The organism is Paenibacillus xylanilyticus (genome assembly GCF_013359935.1).
GTDB classification, from domain to species: domain Bacteria; phylum Bacillota; class Bacilli; order Paenibacillales; family Paenibacillaceae; genus Paenibacillus; species Paenibacillus xylanilyticus.
In genome coordinates, this window is sequence record NZ_JABMCB010000179.1 from 149,471 (window position 1) to 164,288 (window position 14,818).

16 protein-coding genes are annotated in these 14,818 nt (G+C 47.1%); 2 read left to right on the forward strand and 14 right to left on the reverse strand.

What is annotated here, in order from left to right; all coding sequences use genetic code 11:
* Positions 1-291 precede the first annotated feature (291 nt).
* On the forward strand, positions 292-1,896 hold the full coding sequence (locus HP552_RS14115) for a YifB family Mg chelatase-like AAA ATPase (protein ID WP_175396082.1): 1,605 nt from the start codon (positions 292-294) through the stop codon (positions 1,894-1,896).
* A 268-nt stretch (positions 1,897-2,164) separates the two neighbouring features.
* On the opposite strand, the gene HP552_RS14120 is transcribed toward HP552_RS14115, so the two are convergent.
* The 8 genes from HP552_RS14120 to rplS all read right to left on the reverse strand — a co-directional run bounded on the left by HP552_RS14120 (position 2,165) and on the right by rplS (position 9,359).
* Positions 2,165-2,722 carry a nitroreductase family protein gene (locus HP552_RS14120; protein WP_175396083.1) on the reverse strand — a complete coding sequence of 186 codons (558 nt, stop codon included), beginning with the start codon at positions 2,720-2,722 and terminating at the stop codon, positions 2,165-2,167.
* 257 nt (positions 2,723-2,979) lie between these two features.
* Entirely contained in the window at positions 2,980-3,393 is a 414-nt protein-coding gene (locus tag HP552_RS14125) for a YraN family protein (protein WP_175396084.1), read from the reverse strand.
* Positions 3,387-3,695 carry an EscU/YscU/HrcU family type III secretion system export apparatus switch protein gene (locus HP552_RS14130; protein WP_110822623.1) on the reverse strand — a complete coding sequence of 103 codons (309 nt, stop codon included), beginning with the start codon at positions 3,693-3,695 and terminating at the stop codon, positions 3,387-3,389. Before HP552_RS14130 ends, HP552_RS14125 begins: the two co-directional genes overlap by 7 nt.
* Positions 3,692-5,743, reverse strand: a complete 2,052-nt coding sequence (locus HP552_RS14135) for a TP0910 N-terminal domain-containing protein (protein WP_217506420.1) — start codon at positions 5,741-5,743, stop codon at positions 3,692-3,694. The genes HP552_RS14130 and HP552_RS14135 overlap by 4 nt, the downstream gene beginning before the upstream one ends.
* Positions 5,744-5,770: 27 nt before the next feature.
* The gene (rnhB, locus tag HP552_RS14140) at positions 5,771-6,511 is read right to left on the reverse strand and encodes a ribonuclease HII (RefSeq protein WP_376768959.1); all 741 of its coding nucleotides are present in this window, start codon (positions 6,509-6,511) and stop codon (positions 5,771-5,773) included.
* Positions 6,512-7,072: 561 nt separating this feature from the next.
* The gene (ylqF, locus tag HP552_RS14145; protein WP_095287850.1) at positions 7,073-7,936 is read right to left on the reverse strand and encodes a ribosome biogenesis GTPase YlqF; all 864 of its coding nucleotides are present in this window, start codon (positions 7,934-7,936) and stop codon (positions 7,073-7,075) included.
* A 162-nt stretch (positions 7,937-8,098) separates the two neighbouring features.
* Positions 8,099-8,716, reverse strand: coding sequence for a signal peptidase I (lepB, locus tag HP552_RS14150; protein WP_175396085.1), 618 nt, complete (start codon positions 8,714-8,716; stop codon positions 8,099-8,101).
* A gap of 301 nt (positions 8,717-9,017) precedes the next feature.
* A complete protein-coding gene (gene rplS, locus HP552_RS14155; RefSeq protein WP_024630190.1) occupies positions 9,018-9,359 on the reverse strand; it encodes a 50S ribosomal protein L19 in 342 nt (113 codons plus the stop codon).
* 311 nt (positions 9,360-9,670) lie between these two features.
* Here rplS and HP552_RS14160 point away from each other — a divergent pair, with 311 nt between their 5' ends.
* The gene (locus HP552_RS14160) at positions 9,671-10,636 is read left to right on the forward strand and encodes a polysaccharide deacetylase family protein (protein WP_175396086.1); all 966 of its coding nucleotides are present in this window, start codon (positions 9,671-9,673) and stop codon (positions 10,634-10,636) included.
* A 10-nt stretch (positions 10,637-10,646) separates the two neighbouring features.
* On the opposite strand, the gene HP552_RS14165 is transcribed toward HP552_RS14160, so the two are convergent.
* The 6 genes from HP552_RS14165 to rpsP form a co-directional block, all read right to left on the reverse strand.
* Positions 10,647-11,888, reverse strand: coding sequence for a hypothetical protein (locus HP552_RS14165; RefSeq protein WP_175396087.1), 1,242 nt, complete (start codon positions 11,886-11,888; stop codon positions 10,647-10,649).
* A 140-nt stretch (positions 11,889-12,028) separates the two neighbouring features.
* Positions 12,029-12,409, reverse strand: a complete 381-nt coding sequence (locus tag HP552_RS14170; RefSeq protein ID WP_175396088.1) for a VOC family protein — start codon at positions 12,407-12,409, stop codon at positions 12,029-12,031.
* A gap of 252 nt (positions 12,410-12,661) precedes the next feature.
* Positions 12,662-13,435, reverse strand: coding sequence for a tRNA (guanosine(37)-N1)-methyltransferase TrmD (trmD, locus tag HP552_RS14175; protein ID WP_175396089.1), 774 nt, complete (start codon positions 13,433-13,435; stop codon positions 12,662-12,664).
* 1 nt (position 13,436) lies between these two features.
* Positions 13,437-13,949, reverse strand: coding sequence for a ribosome maturation factor RimM (gene rimM / locus HP552_RS14180; RefSeq protein ID WP_175396090.1), 513 nt, complete (start codon positions 13,947-13,949; stop codon positions 13,437-13,439).
* Between the two features lie 320 nt (positions 13,950-14,269).
* A complete protein-coding gene (locus tag HP552_RS14185; RefSeq protein ID WP_024630185.1) occupies positions 14,270-14,500 on the reverse strand; it encodes a KH domain-containing protein in 231 nt (76 codons plus the stop codon).
* A 23-nt stretch (positions 14,501-14,523) separates the two neighbouring features.
* Entirely contained in the window at positions 14,524-14,796 is a 273-nt protein-coding gene (gene rpsP / locus HP552_RS14190; RefSeq protein WP_175396091.1) for a 30S ribosomal protein S16, read from the reverse strand.
* Positions 14,797-14,818: the final 22 nt, after the last annotated feature.

Sequence of the window (14,818 nt, forward strand, 5' to 3'; positions counted from 1 at the left end):
CAAGGAATTTTACTTTTCTATTTTATTGTGTTAAATTAAATTGTGTAAAATATTATGCAATAAATTGAAATTTCAATAATACATCCAATCCAAACTATGAATTTCTAATCCTTTTACGAAGGGAATGCCAAAAATTCAGGAGTCAGGGTTCGAAATGCAGCAATGATGAAGACAGGTTGACGCCCTGATTTCTTTTATATACAATGCTTAATAGAAGCTGAGGAAGCACCTTAATTCGTAGACTGGCCCGTATTATGCGAGCCAAAAACGGAGTGAGGTGTTTCTTTAATTATGTACGGAAAATTGTATAGTGCCTGTTTATATGGGATTGACGGGGTATTAATTGAAGTGGAAACCGATTTGTCCAACGGACTGCCCCAGACTTCCATTATTGGCTTGCCGGATTCGGCTATTCGTGAAGCGGTAGAGCGTGTTCGTGCAGCCGTCAAAAATTGTGGTTATCAGTACCCTTTGCAGCGGATTACGATTAATTTGGCCCCTGCTGATCTGCGTAAAGAAGGATCTTCTTTCGATCTAGCCATTGCCGTGGCATTGCTAATGACAAGCGGGCAGCTCGTACTGCCACCTCAGGAGCGAACACTCATGTTAGGTGAACTCGCGTTGGACGGCTCGGTCAGATCAGTACCGGGTGTACTCGCCATGGTGGATTTGGCCAAACGTCAGGGCTTTACCTCTGTCCTTCTCCCAGCTGACAATCTGGCAGAAGCTTCTTTGATCAGCGGTATAAACGTATACGGAGTTCGTCATCTGCAAGACATCACACCAGACACGACTGATTTCAAAACCAAAGAAGGCGGCCTGTCTACAGCGGGGCCCATTGTTTTGGGTAGCTTTGCTCACCTCATCAAACCTGGATATGAACAAAGTTCTTCCACCAACAGTCATGCGAGGACTCAGAAACCTGTGTCATTCACGGAAGACTATAGCGACGTTCTCGGCCAACATCATGTGAAGCGTGCACTGATGATTGCCGCAGCCGGGATGCATAATATACTGCTTGTGGGCCCACCCGGGACAGGGAAAACAATGCTGATCAAACGTCTGCCCACCATTCTTCCTCCGCTGTCGGAGGAAGAAGCGCTGGAAGTCACCAAAGTGTTAAGTGCTGCAGGGAAACTAAAAGAAACATCAAGCGGTTTGGTCACAGAACGTCCCTTTCGTTCACCCCATCACACGATATCCACTTCCGGCCTGATCGGCGGCAGTGGTATTCCCAAACCCGGTGAAGTCAGCCTGGCACATCGCGGCATTCTTTTCCTTGATGAACTTCCCGAGTTCCATCGTCAAGTGCTTGAAGTTTTGCGGCAACCGCTGGAGGATCATACTGTCACGATAAGCCGGGCAAGGGCTGCTTTCACGTTTCCGGCCCAGTTTATGCTCGCATGCTCCATGAATCCCTGCCCCTGCGGGTACTTGTCCGCTCAATCAGAGGATCAGCGCTGTATATGCAGCCCTTCACGCGTTGCTGCTTATCGGGCAAAAATCTCGGGACCTTTGCTGGATCGGATAGATCTTCAGGTCGAGGTTCCTCCACCTGGCGAATGGCGTAACGCGGCACCTTCCCCTACTTCAGCCGAGATGCAAGCCAAGGTTGTTCATGCTCACCACATTCAGGCCAAACGATACGCTAACAGCTCAGTCCGTTGGAATAGTCAGTTATCCGGAAGATTGCTGCGTCGTACCGCCCGCCTTCCCGCGGAAGCCGATCATTTGCTCCAGCACACCCTACAGGCACTTAACTTGAGCATGCGTGCTCATGATCGGATTATCAAAATGGCACAAACGATTGCAGATTTGGACCATGATGGTGAAATTTTGACTTCCCATGTAGCTGAGGCGATTCAGTATCGGCAGCTGGATCTGAATCTGTTTTGAATGAACATTTAATACATGAGCATTTTGTATAAATCCAATAATCGACTTCCAACCTTCAATATATAGATCAAAATGGTCCTATTGGTCTATATATTTTACCCCGGAGCGAGTGGAATCGAATAATGCAAAATGCTGACATACATGACAATGAACAATTACGTCGAAGATACAAGATACTCACTTGAAAAAAACCGTCCAAGTATGCTCCTTCATTGGAAAGAGTCTTGAACGGTTTTTTCATAAAATTATGGACAGGAATCCGTCTTAATTAGTCAAAAAGGGTCAATTTGTCTTTGGCTGGCGTGCGTTCTTTTGCAGAAGGAATGACGTCCGGATAGCCCATGTACACCATGCCAATGATCTTTTCACCCGCTTGAATACCCAGTGGTTTGCGGAATTTCGGGGCGTACAGGAACGGTTTGGTTACCCAGAAGGTACCAATGTCTTCGCTCCATGCAGCCAGCATAAAATTCTGTACGAGCGCGCTGACTGCCGCAAAATCTTCGTCCCATATATTTTGTCTTGGATCTTCTTCCAAAACCACAAGCATGATCGATGGAACTTGCATGATATTGGCTGAGAATTTGTTGTCTTCGCCCATTTCTGCTTCAATCGCATCAGCAAGCTTCTTCCGTCCATCTCCGGTAAACAATAAAAATCTCCATGGCTCACGCAATTTATGGTTAGGTGCCCAGACTGCGGTATCCAACAACTCAATAATTTGTTCTGTTGGAACAGCATCTTTCTTAAACTTTTTGACGGTGCGCCGGTTTTGAATGGCACTTCTGACTTCATTGATCGTATTGGTTTTTGTCGATTTGGTCACGAACTTACCTCCCTATTGATATTTCTCCATGTAGCAAATCGAATTGCTAACTTAACGGATTTTTATGATAAACAAAAATGCAATAAGCTTGGTTACATCCTTGATTATACAACGAACTGTTCGTCAGATTCAAAGAAGGCCAATTCAATCAGGTTTGGCTGCTTGTTACAATAAAGAAGGTGCCTCTAAAATATTGAATCCACTTAGGATACATCTATTTCGGAAACACCTTATTTAATCTATTTAATTTCAATAAATTAAAACGCATTTACAATATGATCCATCGTTACGATCCGACCTGTTGTATCCAGCATCACTGCAATCATATCAAACCGGATTTGAAGTTCCTTCTCTCTGGATTGTTGAAGGTATATGGCTGCCGTTGAACGAACCTGCTGCATTTTACGGACATCCACTGATTCCTGTGGTGTGCCATAATGTCCCGCTCCACTGCGGCTGCGCACTTCTACAAAGACAAGCAATTCGCCATATGAAGCAATAATATCAATCTCTCCACGGCGACAACGCCAGTTTTGTTCGATAATTTGATAATTATGCTCACGCAGCCATCTGCAGGCTGCTTCTTCACCCAGCTTACCTTTTTGTTGACGCGTAAGTTTTGGAGATGGGTTATTCCCCCCAGGTCCAGGTCCTGGTAAGTGGCTCACCATGTATCCTCTCCCTCTCGTCCGGAAGCCAGCCGATCCGCCCGATAGATATAGGTCAATACCTCAGCTACCAGCTGATACAGTTCAGCTGGAATCTGCTCGTCCAGATCCAGTTTGGACAAGACTTCCACTAATGCAGCATCTTCCTGAACAGGGACCCCGTTTTCCTTTGCTTTATCCAGGATCGCTTCGGCAACTTTGCCGCGACCTTTGGCCACGACGACTGGAGCTTCGCTTTCTCCCGGTACGTATTTTAAGGCAACAGCCTTTTTGGAAAGAAGATCTGGCTGCGGCTCATCTTTCATACTCGCATATCCACCCCTTTGTACCGATCAGGGCTGAAATCAGACGCACTGATTTTCCGCTCAGCGCCCGGCTCCTGGCCAACAGGCCAAGGCTCCGTTTTGAAGGTCAATAATTGGTATCCCAGCTTATCCAGCGCCTCCTGGATAACTTCCCGTCCACTATCCAAAAGCGGACCCATGCCTTCCCGATCGTTGAGCACCCGCAGGCTAACAATATTGTTGACGACATGCACATCTACCAGTGTAGGACCCAGACTCCTCATGTCCAGATCGAACCACAAACGGCAGTTGGATGCATCCAGTTCCCCGCGCTGACCCCGACGAGATTGTATCTGAACAGAAGCCGTTTCTTCCCCATTGGGTCCAGTAATCGGAATGAACCAGTGCATTTGGGCAAAAGTTGAGCCCCGGTCCGTTGTCAGCAACAACTGCTGACCCGTCAGATACTGCACAGCCTGCCCGGCGGCTTCCTTCAGGGCCGCCGGGGCGCTGTCGCTGCTCGCAAGCTGCAGCAGCAAGCCCTTCAGCGAGTCCGCGGTGCCTGGACTCGCCGCCTCACCCACGCGCGCCTGCGCAGCCGCGCCGTGCACGGCCTGCTGCTCGTGCTCCGCACCGAGCAGCTTCAGCACGCGCCCCACCCACGGGTCCCCTTCGTGGGTGACAGGCGCGTGCAATGCGGCAGCGCCCGCAGGTGCTGCCGCACTTCCCCCAGCCGGCGGCGCATCAGCGCCGGCTGGCAAGGGCTGCGGCACGCCTCCGGCAGCCGCAGCCGCCTGGCCGCCCTGCGATGCAGGGGCGGCCTGTGCTGCCGCACCAGGCTGTGCCGGTGCGGCAGTGGACGCGCTGCGCAGCGCGTCCAGCAGGGCCAGCAGCTTCGGCGCCAGCTGTGCTGCCGTTGGTGCTGCTGGCCCTGTTTGCGCCGCTGCGGGCGAGGCACCCGCAGCAGCAGGCGCTTCAGCGCGGCCATCAGTTCGCCCGGCCGCGCCACCTTCTTGCTGGCCCACAAGCCCTCGGCCAGCTCCAGGATCAACCGTTGCCCCTAGTGTACCGGGGCGACCCGCTTCAGCAGCGCGCGGGCTCTCTCCAGGAATCCCGGTCCCGGCCTGAATGCCTGACCCTGACTTTCCAGCCGTTTCCGCTTGGCTGGACCCCGGCTTTATTCCCGCTTCGGCATTCTCTGTCCCCGGGCTGGTCTGTACCGCGCTTCGCATACCTGCGCCTGCCTCCGCTGTACCGCTGTTCGACAATGGAACAGCTCCTGCGGGTACTGCTGGTGAACCTTGGGTCAATGGCGCAGACAGGCCGGGGGTTCCCGCTTGACGTCCCCCAGTTGGCAACATTGCCGCATCATCCGTCTGCTGCCCTCCAGCTGACATAACAGGCAGACCACCCGACACAGGTAACTTCGGTGCACCTGCCTGCTCTCCCGCCAGAGCTGTTTTGCCCGCATTTTGAGTAAGGTACGTTTCCAACTGCTCAGTTAACCCATTCAACAGCTGATGGAGAGGGGGACCAAAGACGGTCTGATGCAGACCTTTTACCGTCTCCGCCGTGATTGGAAGACCACGCTGAAAAGCAATACCTGTCGCCTGCACCCATTCCTCCACAGGCACCTGCGTCGGTTTGGCGGACATCATATTTTGAACCATGGCCACATTGTCCTTCGTAAGCGGCAATCCACTGCGCTGCATGGCGAGCAGTAGTTCACGATTCCCCTTGGTATCCGGCAAATCTACCTCTTGAAGCAGATTGTTCAACGAGGCTTGCGGCAATTCAGACAGCGTACCTGCCAGCGGCTTCATGACTGTCACGCCATTCTCTCCAGGTGGCTGTACCTGCAGCAGCGTGGTTTCCCCCGGACGAAGTGGTGTTTCAAGCTTGGCACGTACCTGTACCCCCTGAATTTGCAGGACTGCGTCTCCACCATCCTCCGAAACACTAACGACAGATCCCCGTACCACCTGTCCTTCCTTTAATTCCAGCGGCTTGGCATTTCCCGGTTTGCTGTCACCCAAAAGACCACGAATCATTGAGCCGATATTCACCATTCTCTCCCTCCTTTCTTTCCGTCTTGGTTAAAATAAAGTGTGCTGTTCACCGAGCAGATTACCCAAAAAACTCCGCCGGTGCATAGGCGTAGCTCCAAGGGCCATAATCTGTTCGCGATGAAACTTAGTAGCATATCCCTTATGTATCGACAAACCATATTCCGGATATAACGTCTCCCATTCCTCCTTGCACAGCCGATCGCGGGTTACCTTGGCAATTATGGATGCTGCTGCAATGGACTGGCTGTTGGCATCCCCTTTGATAATGGAGACCTGCGGTACGTTCACGTCCACTTTTTCGGCATCGACCAACAGATAGTCCGGCACACCGTCCAACGCCTCCACTGCACGTTTCATTGCCAGTCGGGTGGCCTGTTTGATATTGAGACGATCAATCGTTTCTGCATCCGCAAAGCCAATACCTACTGACACAGCTTTTTCCATAATGATGTCATACAACGCATCACGCTTCTTCTCTGTCAGCTTTTTGGAATCATTCACACCTTCCAGAATCAGATCGCGAGGCAATATAACAGCAGCAGCTACTACATCACCGAATAAACAGCCCCTACCCACTTCATCAATGCCTGCAATTCGCTCAAACCCACTCTCCCAATACTCCCGCTCATGAATTAGCAGATCACGAGGTTCACTCTCTGCTTTTTTCTTCTTCGATTCGGCAGGAATATCCTGTTGTATCAGTTCGTTCATTACATTCATTTCATTCTGTTCAGTCAATGCTTTCATCTCCTCTGCCCACTCATTCAAGACGTTTCTCTATTTAGCCATCTATAGTACTTCAATTCAGCATGAAGCCACTTTCACCAAAGAGCATTCTTAACAAACGACTGTTACTGTTGTACATTGGAGCATCTAGGAAACAAGACAAACCCTTTTATGGCAAACTCATAAATTTTGTTCACTTTGCATCCTACAGAACTCAGCCCTCTAGTTTATAGACGCAGTTCTTGCCCTTTTGTTTTAGGAATCTGCTTAAATCAAAGTAAATAGATTTAGTAGCTTCATATGCATATAATAATAAGATACTGGTATCTTAATTTATCGGTATTTGAAGATTTAAATTGTAGATATTCTGCTATAGACCGGACAAATGGCTTAACTATCATCATAGCATGATTTTCTTTCCTCAGATATACAGACAGGACAATCCCATACATTCCTATCTGTTGAACCTTTCTTTGCCTACTGCTACGACTACGAGTCTTAAAAAGCTTACTATCTTTGCTGTGAACAAAACAAAAGCGGCCGTTCCCGGTTATCCGGTAACGGCCGCTTCTTGCAGCTCTTATTCATCATATGAAATCAGCTCTAATATGGAGCTTCCATGGAGAAACGCCCCATCTTGCCAGCACGCAATTCACGCAGAAAAGCTCGTGATGCCTTTTCCAAATCCACACGTCCGCCGCTTACAATACAACCCCGTTTACGACCAACCTGTTCCATGATGGCAATAACGCTGTCCGAATCGTCTGCATCCTTGGAGAATTCCTGAAGTTCGTAACGTTCCTCAAGAGCATCCCAGTAGTAGCGCATCAGGTAACTGATGGCAAAGAAGGCGATATCCTCGGCATTGAGAATCTCTTCCTTGATGGCTCCTGTAACCGCAAGCCGATAACCTACGTTCTGATCCTCAAATTTAGGCCACAAAATACCCGGAGTATCAAGCAGTTCCATTTCTTTGCCGACTTTAATCCATTGTTGACCCTTCGTTACGCCAGGGCGGTCTCCTGTTGCGGCGATGTTGCGTCCAGCAAGCCGGTTAATCAATGTCGATTTCCCTACGTTGGGAATACCTACAATGAGTGCACGAACCGCACGCGGGTTAATCCCCTTCGCCAGTTGACGGTCGATCTTCTCTTTGAGCAGCAACCGGGCCTGCGCTGGAATGTCTTTTACATTGGTACCTGTGGATGCATCCACAGGAAATGCAGTAATTCCCTCATTTTTAAAATGGGCAATCCATTCCTGAGTCACCTTGGCATCAGCCAAGTCAGATTTGTTTAACAGAATCATCCGGGGTTTCCCCTGTAAAATCTCGTCAATCATCGGATTTCGGCTGGAGACAGGCAGACGGGCATCCAGCAGTTCGATGACCACGTCAATCAGCTTTAACTTATCCTGAATCTGGCGTCTGGCCCGGGTCATGTGACCTGGAAACCATTGTATCGTCACCTTGTCTTCACCTCATTATTTAATGATATATAAGCTAAACCTACGATTCCACTCCTCACGTTCATTGGCAAAACATTTTCCGGTCAGTGATATCCCCATCCTTATTTTGCCCTCTCTGTTATCGAGTAAACAATATATTTAGCTTATACATCCTGAACTTGATTAGTGGTTAATCCACTTGATATCACCGATCGGCCAGAAAATAACATCTGCACGTCCTACGATATCTTCCAGAGACACATACCCAATCATTCGGCTATCCGTACTGTTTGGACGATTATCGCCCATTACAAACACATGGCCTTCTGGTACCTTGCCATCTGGGAATTGCTCATTCGGGAAGTCCTTCACATTATAGGTTCCACCATTCGCTTCGGCTGCATCAATTGCTCCCTGAATGTAAGTCTCATTCACTTTCTCTCCGTTTACCATAACCGTATCGCCACTCACCTGAACGGTATCACCCGCTACGGCAATGACACGTTTAATGAAATCACGTCCTTCCGAAGGGACATGGAATACGATAACCTCTCCACGCTGGGGTTCCCGGATATCGTACAGGATTTCATTCACAATGACACGTTCACCTGTATGAAAATTCGGCTGCATGGAAGGCCCGTCCACGACAAACGGTTTGAATAATAACCATCGAATTAAAATAACGAGCACTAATGCGATCACGATCGCTTTGAGCCATTCGACAATCTCATTTTTGGCCTTTTTGGATCGACTGCCTTTCTCTTCGGCAGATTTGTCCTGGTGTTGAACTTCCTGTTCCATTATTGATCTTCCTCTCTTCACGGTACATGTTATAGCAGTTTACACATCCAGCATTTCACATCATTCAATTCATTAAATCATGCAAAATTCTCAAATCAGTTATGTACTCCTACACGAGCAATTCGTTTCATTACAAATCATCCATAATTCGTATGCCCTTCTATAACTGATTACACAAGCCTCCCGGACTCTCACGCGTGTGCCGCCATACCATTTTACTCGGAAGTGTACCTCCGGTTCAACTTTTCCCGGACAAAAACGAAAAGGGCTTGTCTCCAAGCCCTCTCCGGTATCCGTTATATTAACGAATTTCTTTAATTCTCGCTGCTTTACCGCGCAGTTCACGAAGATAATAAAGCTTCGCACGACGCACTTTACCACGGCGAGCCACTTCGATTCTATCGATTTTAGGGGAATGAAGCGGGAAAGCTCTTTCCACACCTACACCGTAAGAAATTTTACGAACTGTAAAAGTCTCACTGATTCCACCACCACGGCGTTTAATCACAACACCTTCGAACAATTGGATACGCTCACGAGTTCCCTCGATTACCTTAACGTGCACTTTCAAAGTGTCACCAGGACGAAAACTCGGAATATCTTTACGAAGTTGTTCTTGTGTAATCGCTTGAACGATATTCATCTATGACTCCCTCCTTCCGTACAGGCGTTCATACTTCTTCCAGAGATCACCTTGTCTCCTTCATTATCCATAGAGGACCGCCGTATTCCACATAACAGAATTATTGTACCATGCCATATATCAAAACACAAGGAGAAATAAACTTATTGTCATAGTGTCATCTTCAATCTGAAGTCAACCACATTACGGAAAAAATAATGTAACTTTCTGTCAGGTCTGTTCGTCTATGATATAACTTGTTGGCATACTGAAGAATGCCTTCCTAGTATTTCCCTAAGAAACGAATTTGTATAAGGAGAAACAAACGAACGATGAAATATTGGAAAAGATTCACCCTTGCGGCCCTCGCCGTGATCACTTGCATCATTACGCTGTACGCATACGCTGTTAATCATCCGACAAATGCACTCTCACACAAAGCATGCACATCCTGGGACATGGTCAAACGCAAAGCGTTCCAGATGTCGCACGCGGATTACTCGAGCAAAACCGGACTGAATATGGCTAGTTTTCAGATTACACCTGGTACGGCTACAGAAGTTCCTGTACTCATGTATCATTACATACAGCCCAAAGTGAATAATCATGAAACAGGGAACAAATCCATTATTAATCTTGAGGACTTCGAAGACAACATGAAGTATTTGCATGATGAAGGATACAACACGATTACATTGGAGCAGCTTGAAAACTATCTGAATGGCTTAATCTCACTGCCGAAAAAGTCTATCGTCATTACATTTGATGACGGTTACCAGAACAATTATACACTTGCCTATCCTGTGCTCAAAAAGTATAACTTCCACGCTTCCCTTTTTGTCATTGGCAGCAAAATTCAGGATCAGCCCGCTGATTTTGATCCCGCCAAAAAAACGTTTATCTCCGAACCGGAGATGCAGGCTGCAGCAGACGTATTTGAGTTTAACAGTCACACCTACAACTTGCATCACAAAGGGTTTATGCGCTGCGGTGAGAGCGTGCCTGTAGGACTTGACACAAGCCTGCTGAACGACGATATCAAGCTGATGAGAGAAAAGGGAATCGACACACCGTATCTGGCATATCCTTTCGGTTATACCAGTACACAGATGATTTATCAACTTCAGCAGAATGGATATCGCATGGCCTTTTCGGTCCGTCCCGGGTTTGTTCGTCCGGGCGATAATCCGATGAAGCTCCCAAGACTAACGGTTACGACAGGAACCGATTTGGCAAAACTGCTTAATCCCGAAGCGGATCACTCGGATGCTCTCCCTGTAGTCGATATCAGTCAATAGAAACTTAGATTTACACTTCCCCGCCGGGATAAAGAGTCGAGCTGTACAGTCGTTTGGACTGTGGCTTGGCTCTTTGTTGTATCACTGTTTTTAGCTCTGTGAAAGAGCTCGAATAAATGACAGCTTCATTCGCGTCGTAGATGATGATCTGCTCCTTACCGGTTTGACACAAATCCGCATGTAAGGCATATCCCTCTTTTCCGAATTCCGCAACCGTTTGCATCTGACCATTTACCAAAGAAGGCAGCACACCTCCGCCCCTGCGGTAAGCCAATATATAATCCAGACCGCTGTCATCCCAGCCACGCACAGGTTCTATGATGGTTAACCATCCAAGTGTGGTACGATTTTCCTTCCACAGTTCCTTTCCCTCGCAATCAAGCAAAAACATGCCGTCTTTTCCATGCTCATCACCGCGGATAATGCGGTCAAGTCCAGCAATCTGCAAACCGGTTAATCCGTCGCAAAACTTTCCTAAAGCGATATGTTGTGATTCGATCGAATCGGCGTAACGCCATCTCTCATTGCCATAACGATCCATCATTACCGTTACACTGCCGCCAATAACAATCTCATTCTCTCCGTCACCGTCCACATCCCCAAACCAGATGCAATCGGCATGATCCTCCAGATTCGTACAAGACCACAGCAAGGTTCCATCGTGGTCCAGCATGTCGTACCCTGCCATAACCTCATCCTTGCCATCTGCGTCGATGTCGTATACCCATGGAAAATGTCCAACATTGCCTTCATGCTTCCATAAAAGATTGAATTCGTGATCTAGTGCCCATAAGGTTTTATAACGATCTTTAAGAATGACATCCATCTTCTGTTTATTTCCGGTCAAGTTCGCAAGAATAATACAGTCATGTGCCTCATCACCCGGCAAATCATGTGTATATTTAACTTCTCCGGTTCTTCCATCCAAAACTAGAAATTGTTTATTCATAATACAGACGACTTCATTGTGCCCGTCTCCATCCCAATCTGCGATTTGAGCAGGATAATCTGACCCAGGACCACCAGCATCCGGATCAGGTGTTCCCACTTGCCAGATCAACTCTCCATCCAGGTCAAATGCGGTCAGGCAGCATACCTGATGCGGAACATAACGGTCATCAATACCACCATCGGCTTGTACCAGCAGCATTTCTAAACGACCATCTCCATTCAAATCTCCCAAAAGCATTTTGCAGCGTTCCCCTGACTTGCGAATATCCACTCTACCGATCTCGTAAGGCTGATGATGCATAATCTTCCTCCTCCGTTTTATCGTGATACATATCTCTATCTTAATGTAACATAAAGATATCATTCATTTTTTACGACTCTTGTTCAGTAGTTATGAAAAAATAAACATCCGGACTATTTATGCAGCACACTCTTTAGAGATCATGATTTAAACCATTCCATAAATTCAAGTCGATTACCAAAAGGATCATTTACATAAAAACGGTATACCCCTTCATCGTCCCTCACATGGTCATCAATGACTCGAATTTGATTGTCTTTTAGGCGTTGTTTTAATGCTTCTAGGTTCTGAACGTGAAATGCCGGATGGGCCTTTGTGGCGGGCACAAAATCATGTTGAACCCCGATATGTACTTGGTGAGTGCCGCACTGGAACCAAACTCCACCGCGCTTTTTTAGAATTTCAGGTTTAGGGATTTCCGTCCACCCTAAAATGTTTTGGAAGAAATTACGTGCTTCAACTTCACAATTCTCCGGTGCTGCTAGTTGAATATGATCAATTCCATAAAAGGTGTAAGACATTTAATACCGCCTCCCTGTTTCATTTAGTAAAACTTAGTTTCACAAAATGATTGTACACTGGTTTGGTTCACCAATCCACCTTTTTACATTTATTATTATAGAACTCCATTTAAAATAGACACTTACGTTGTGACAATCTCTACATCCCAGTATTCATAACAAAAAAAAGACCAACCTTTGCCTACTTAAGGATGGTCTTTCTAACTTGTGATCCAGCTATACGATTGCGCACAATATTCTAACTACTCACGCTTACTCGGAATTACGTTCCGTCTCAGAACGAAGCTTGTCTAGCCATATCCGCTCTTTATCCGTCAATTCCGCGGCCTCCAGCATATCCGGTCTGCGCTCCAGCGTACGAATGAGGGATTGCTCTCTGCGCCACGCATCGATATTCAGATGATGTCCTGATAACAGCACATCGGGTACTTTCATGCCTCTGAATTCAGGTGGCCTTGTATAATGCGGATATTCAAGCAGCCCGGTGCTGAACGAATCCGTCACTGCACTCGTTTCGTTTCCGAGGACACCTGGGATCAGACGAACTACACTGTCAATGGCAACCATGGCAGGCAGTTCACCGCCAGTTAACACGTAATCCCCAATGGATAACTCGTCGGTTACCAGAAACTCGCGAATACGCTCATCATAGCCTTCATAATGTCCACAGATAAAGATCAGATGATCTTCCTGTACCAGTTCTTCCGCTTTTTTCTGCGTAAACGTCTCACCCTGCGGACACATTAGAATGATGCGTGGAGCTTTGGTCGGTACCGTTGTCGTCTCTTCGTTTCGCTTTTCAAGTACGTCTTCCACAGCAGCAAAAATCGGATCAGGCTTTAATACCATGCCCCCGCCGCCGCCATACGGGGTATCATCAACGGTATTGTGCTTATTCGTGGCATAGTTCCGGAAGTTCACTGCATTCAGTGACACAAGGCCCTTCGTCTGAGCTTTACCAAGAATACTTGTCCCGAATACACCATCGAACATCTCTGGAAATAACGTTAATACGTCCACTCTCATGTTAGAGCAATCCTTCCATCAGATGAACCTTGACCAGTTTCTGATTAACATCGACATCTAGCACAACATCATCAATAACCGGAAGCAGAATTTCTTTGCCAGCAGGTGTTTTAACCACCCAAACGTCGTTTGCACCAGGCGTCAAGATTTCGGAGATCGTCCCCAGATCTTCGCCTTCTTCTGTAATGACAGAACAGCCAACGATTTGATGGAAGTAATACTCGTTCTCTTCCAGTTCAGCCAAATTCTCTTTGGATACTTTGGCTATGCCGCCCTTGAACTTTTCCACTTCATTGATATTTCCATACTCTTTCAACCTAACGATGTACATATTTTTATGCAATCGTGCCGATTCCACATGAACCAGCACAGGATGGTTATCTGCTGTAAACAGATACAACTCCGCATTTTTCGCAAAACGTACTTCCGGGAAATCGGTTAAAGGCATAATTCTCAACTCGCCACGGATCCCGTGCGTATTGACGACTTTACCTACATTCATAAACTCTGCCATACGTTCCTCCTGCATTTGATTCTATAGAATTCAATCCTTATTACACTGCACACTACGCAGTCAGAACAATCTTCCGATCACTGTTACCCCCAGCTTTCTTTGATCCCCTTATCAAAGGACAGAAATCCGCTGGTAAAGGTGAGTTAATGCTTACGAAGTAGCTTTCTTCCAGAAAGCTTTTAGCTACGCTTCTTCAGATTTGTTCTGCTCTCTCCGTTATCGTGTAATACTAAAATCAATTTATATAATGGGTTTATTGATAAGTTCAGCATGCACGAAAAGGGGCTAGGACATGCATCCTAACCCCCTTTCGTATATCTTTAAGATATGATATCGACGGTAACCCGTTTATCCATCTTAACTGCTGCTGATGTGACGACCGTACGAAGAGATTTTGCGATTCGCCCTTGTTTACCAATAACCTTCCCGACATCGTCAGGATGAACAGTTAACTCGTAAACGACAAGCCGGTCTTTCTCAACCGTCCGAACCGCCACATCTTCCGGATGATCGACCAAAGCCTTAGCAATTATGCTTACTAATTCTTCCATAGATGACCCTCCGAATCAGCACCTTATTTTGCTTGTTTGGACTCATGGAACTTCTTCATCACGCCCGCTTTGCTCAGCAAGTTGCGGACAGTGTCAGATGCTTGCGCACCGTTTTGAAGCCATTGCAATGCTTTATCTTCATCGATCTTAACAACAGCCGGTTGTTCAACCGGGTTGTAGTAACCGATCTCCTCGATAAAACGACCGTCACGTGGGGAACGGGAATCCGATACCACTACGCGGTAGAAAGGAGCTTTGTGAGCACCCATACGTTTCAGACGAATACGAACTGCCATTTGAAAATTCACCTCCTTCAAT

Excerpts from the sequence above, each read along its gene's own strand:
- HP552_RS14115 (WP_175396082.1), top strand. The coding sequence starts at position 292 with ATGTACGGAAAATTGTATAGTGCCTGTTTATATGGGATTGACGGGGTA.
- HP552_RS14170 (WP_175396088.1), bottom strand. The coding sequence starts at position 12,409 with ATGTCTTACACCTTTTATGGAATTGATCATATTCAACTAGCAGCACCG.
- HP552_RS14165 (WP_175396087.1), bottom strand. The coding sequence starts at position 11,888 with ATGCATCATCAGCCTTACGAGATCGGTAGAGTGGATATTCGCAAGTCA.
- HP552_RS14160 (WP_175396086.1), top strand. The coding sequence starts at position 9,671 with ATGAAATATTGGAAAAGATTCACCCTTGCGGCCCTCGCCGTGATCACT.
- HP552_RS14185 (WP_024630185.1), bottom strand. The coding sequence starts at position 14,500 with ATGGAAGAATTAGTAAGCATAATTGCTAAGGCTTTGGTCGATCATCCG.
- HP552_RS14130 (WP_110822623.1), bottom strand. The coding sequence starts at position 3,695 with ATGAAAGATGAGCCGCAGCCAGATCTTCTTTCCAAAAAGGCTGTTGCC.
- rpsP (WP_175396091.1), bottom strand. The coding sequence starts at position 14,796 with ATGGCAGTTCGTATTCGTCTGAAACGTATGGGTGCTCACAAAGCTCCT.
- rplS (WP_024630190.1), bottom strand. The coding sequence starts at position 9,359 with ATGAATATCGTTCAAGCGATTACACAAGAACAACTTCGTAAAGATATT.
- HP552_RS14125 (WP_175396084.1), bottom strand. The coding sequence starts at position 3,393 with ATGGTGAGCCACTTACCAGGACCTGGACCTGGGGGGAATAACCCATCT.
- HP552_RS14135 (WP_217506420.1), bottom strand. The coding sequence starts at position 5,743 with ATGGTGAATATCGGCTCAATGATTCGTGGTCTTTTGGGTGACAGCAAA.
- lepB (WP_175396085.1), bottom strand. The coding sequence starts at position 8,716 with ATGGAACAGGAAGTTCAACACCAGGACAAATCTGCCGAAGAGAAAGGC.
- trmD (WP_175396089.1), bottom strand. The coding sequence starts at position 13,435 with ATGAGAGTGGACGTATTAACGTTATTTCCAGAGATGTTCGATGGTGTA.
- rimM (WP_175396090.1), bottom strand. The coding sequence starts at position 13,949 with ATGGCAGAGTTTATGAATGTAGGTAAAGTCGTCAATACGCACGGGATC.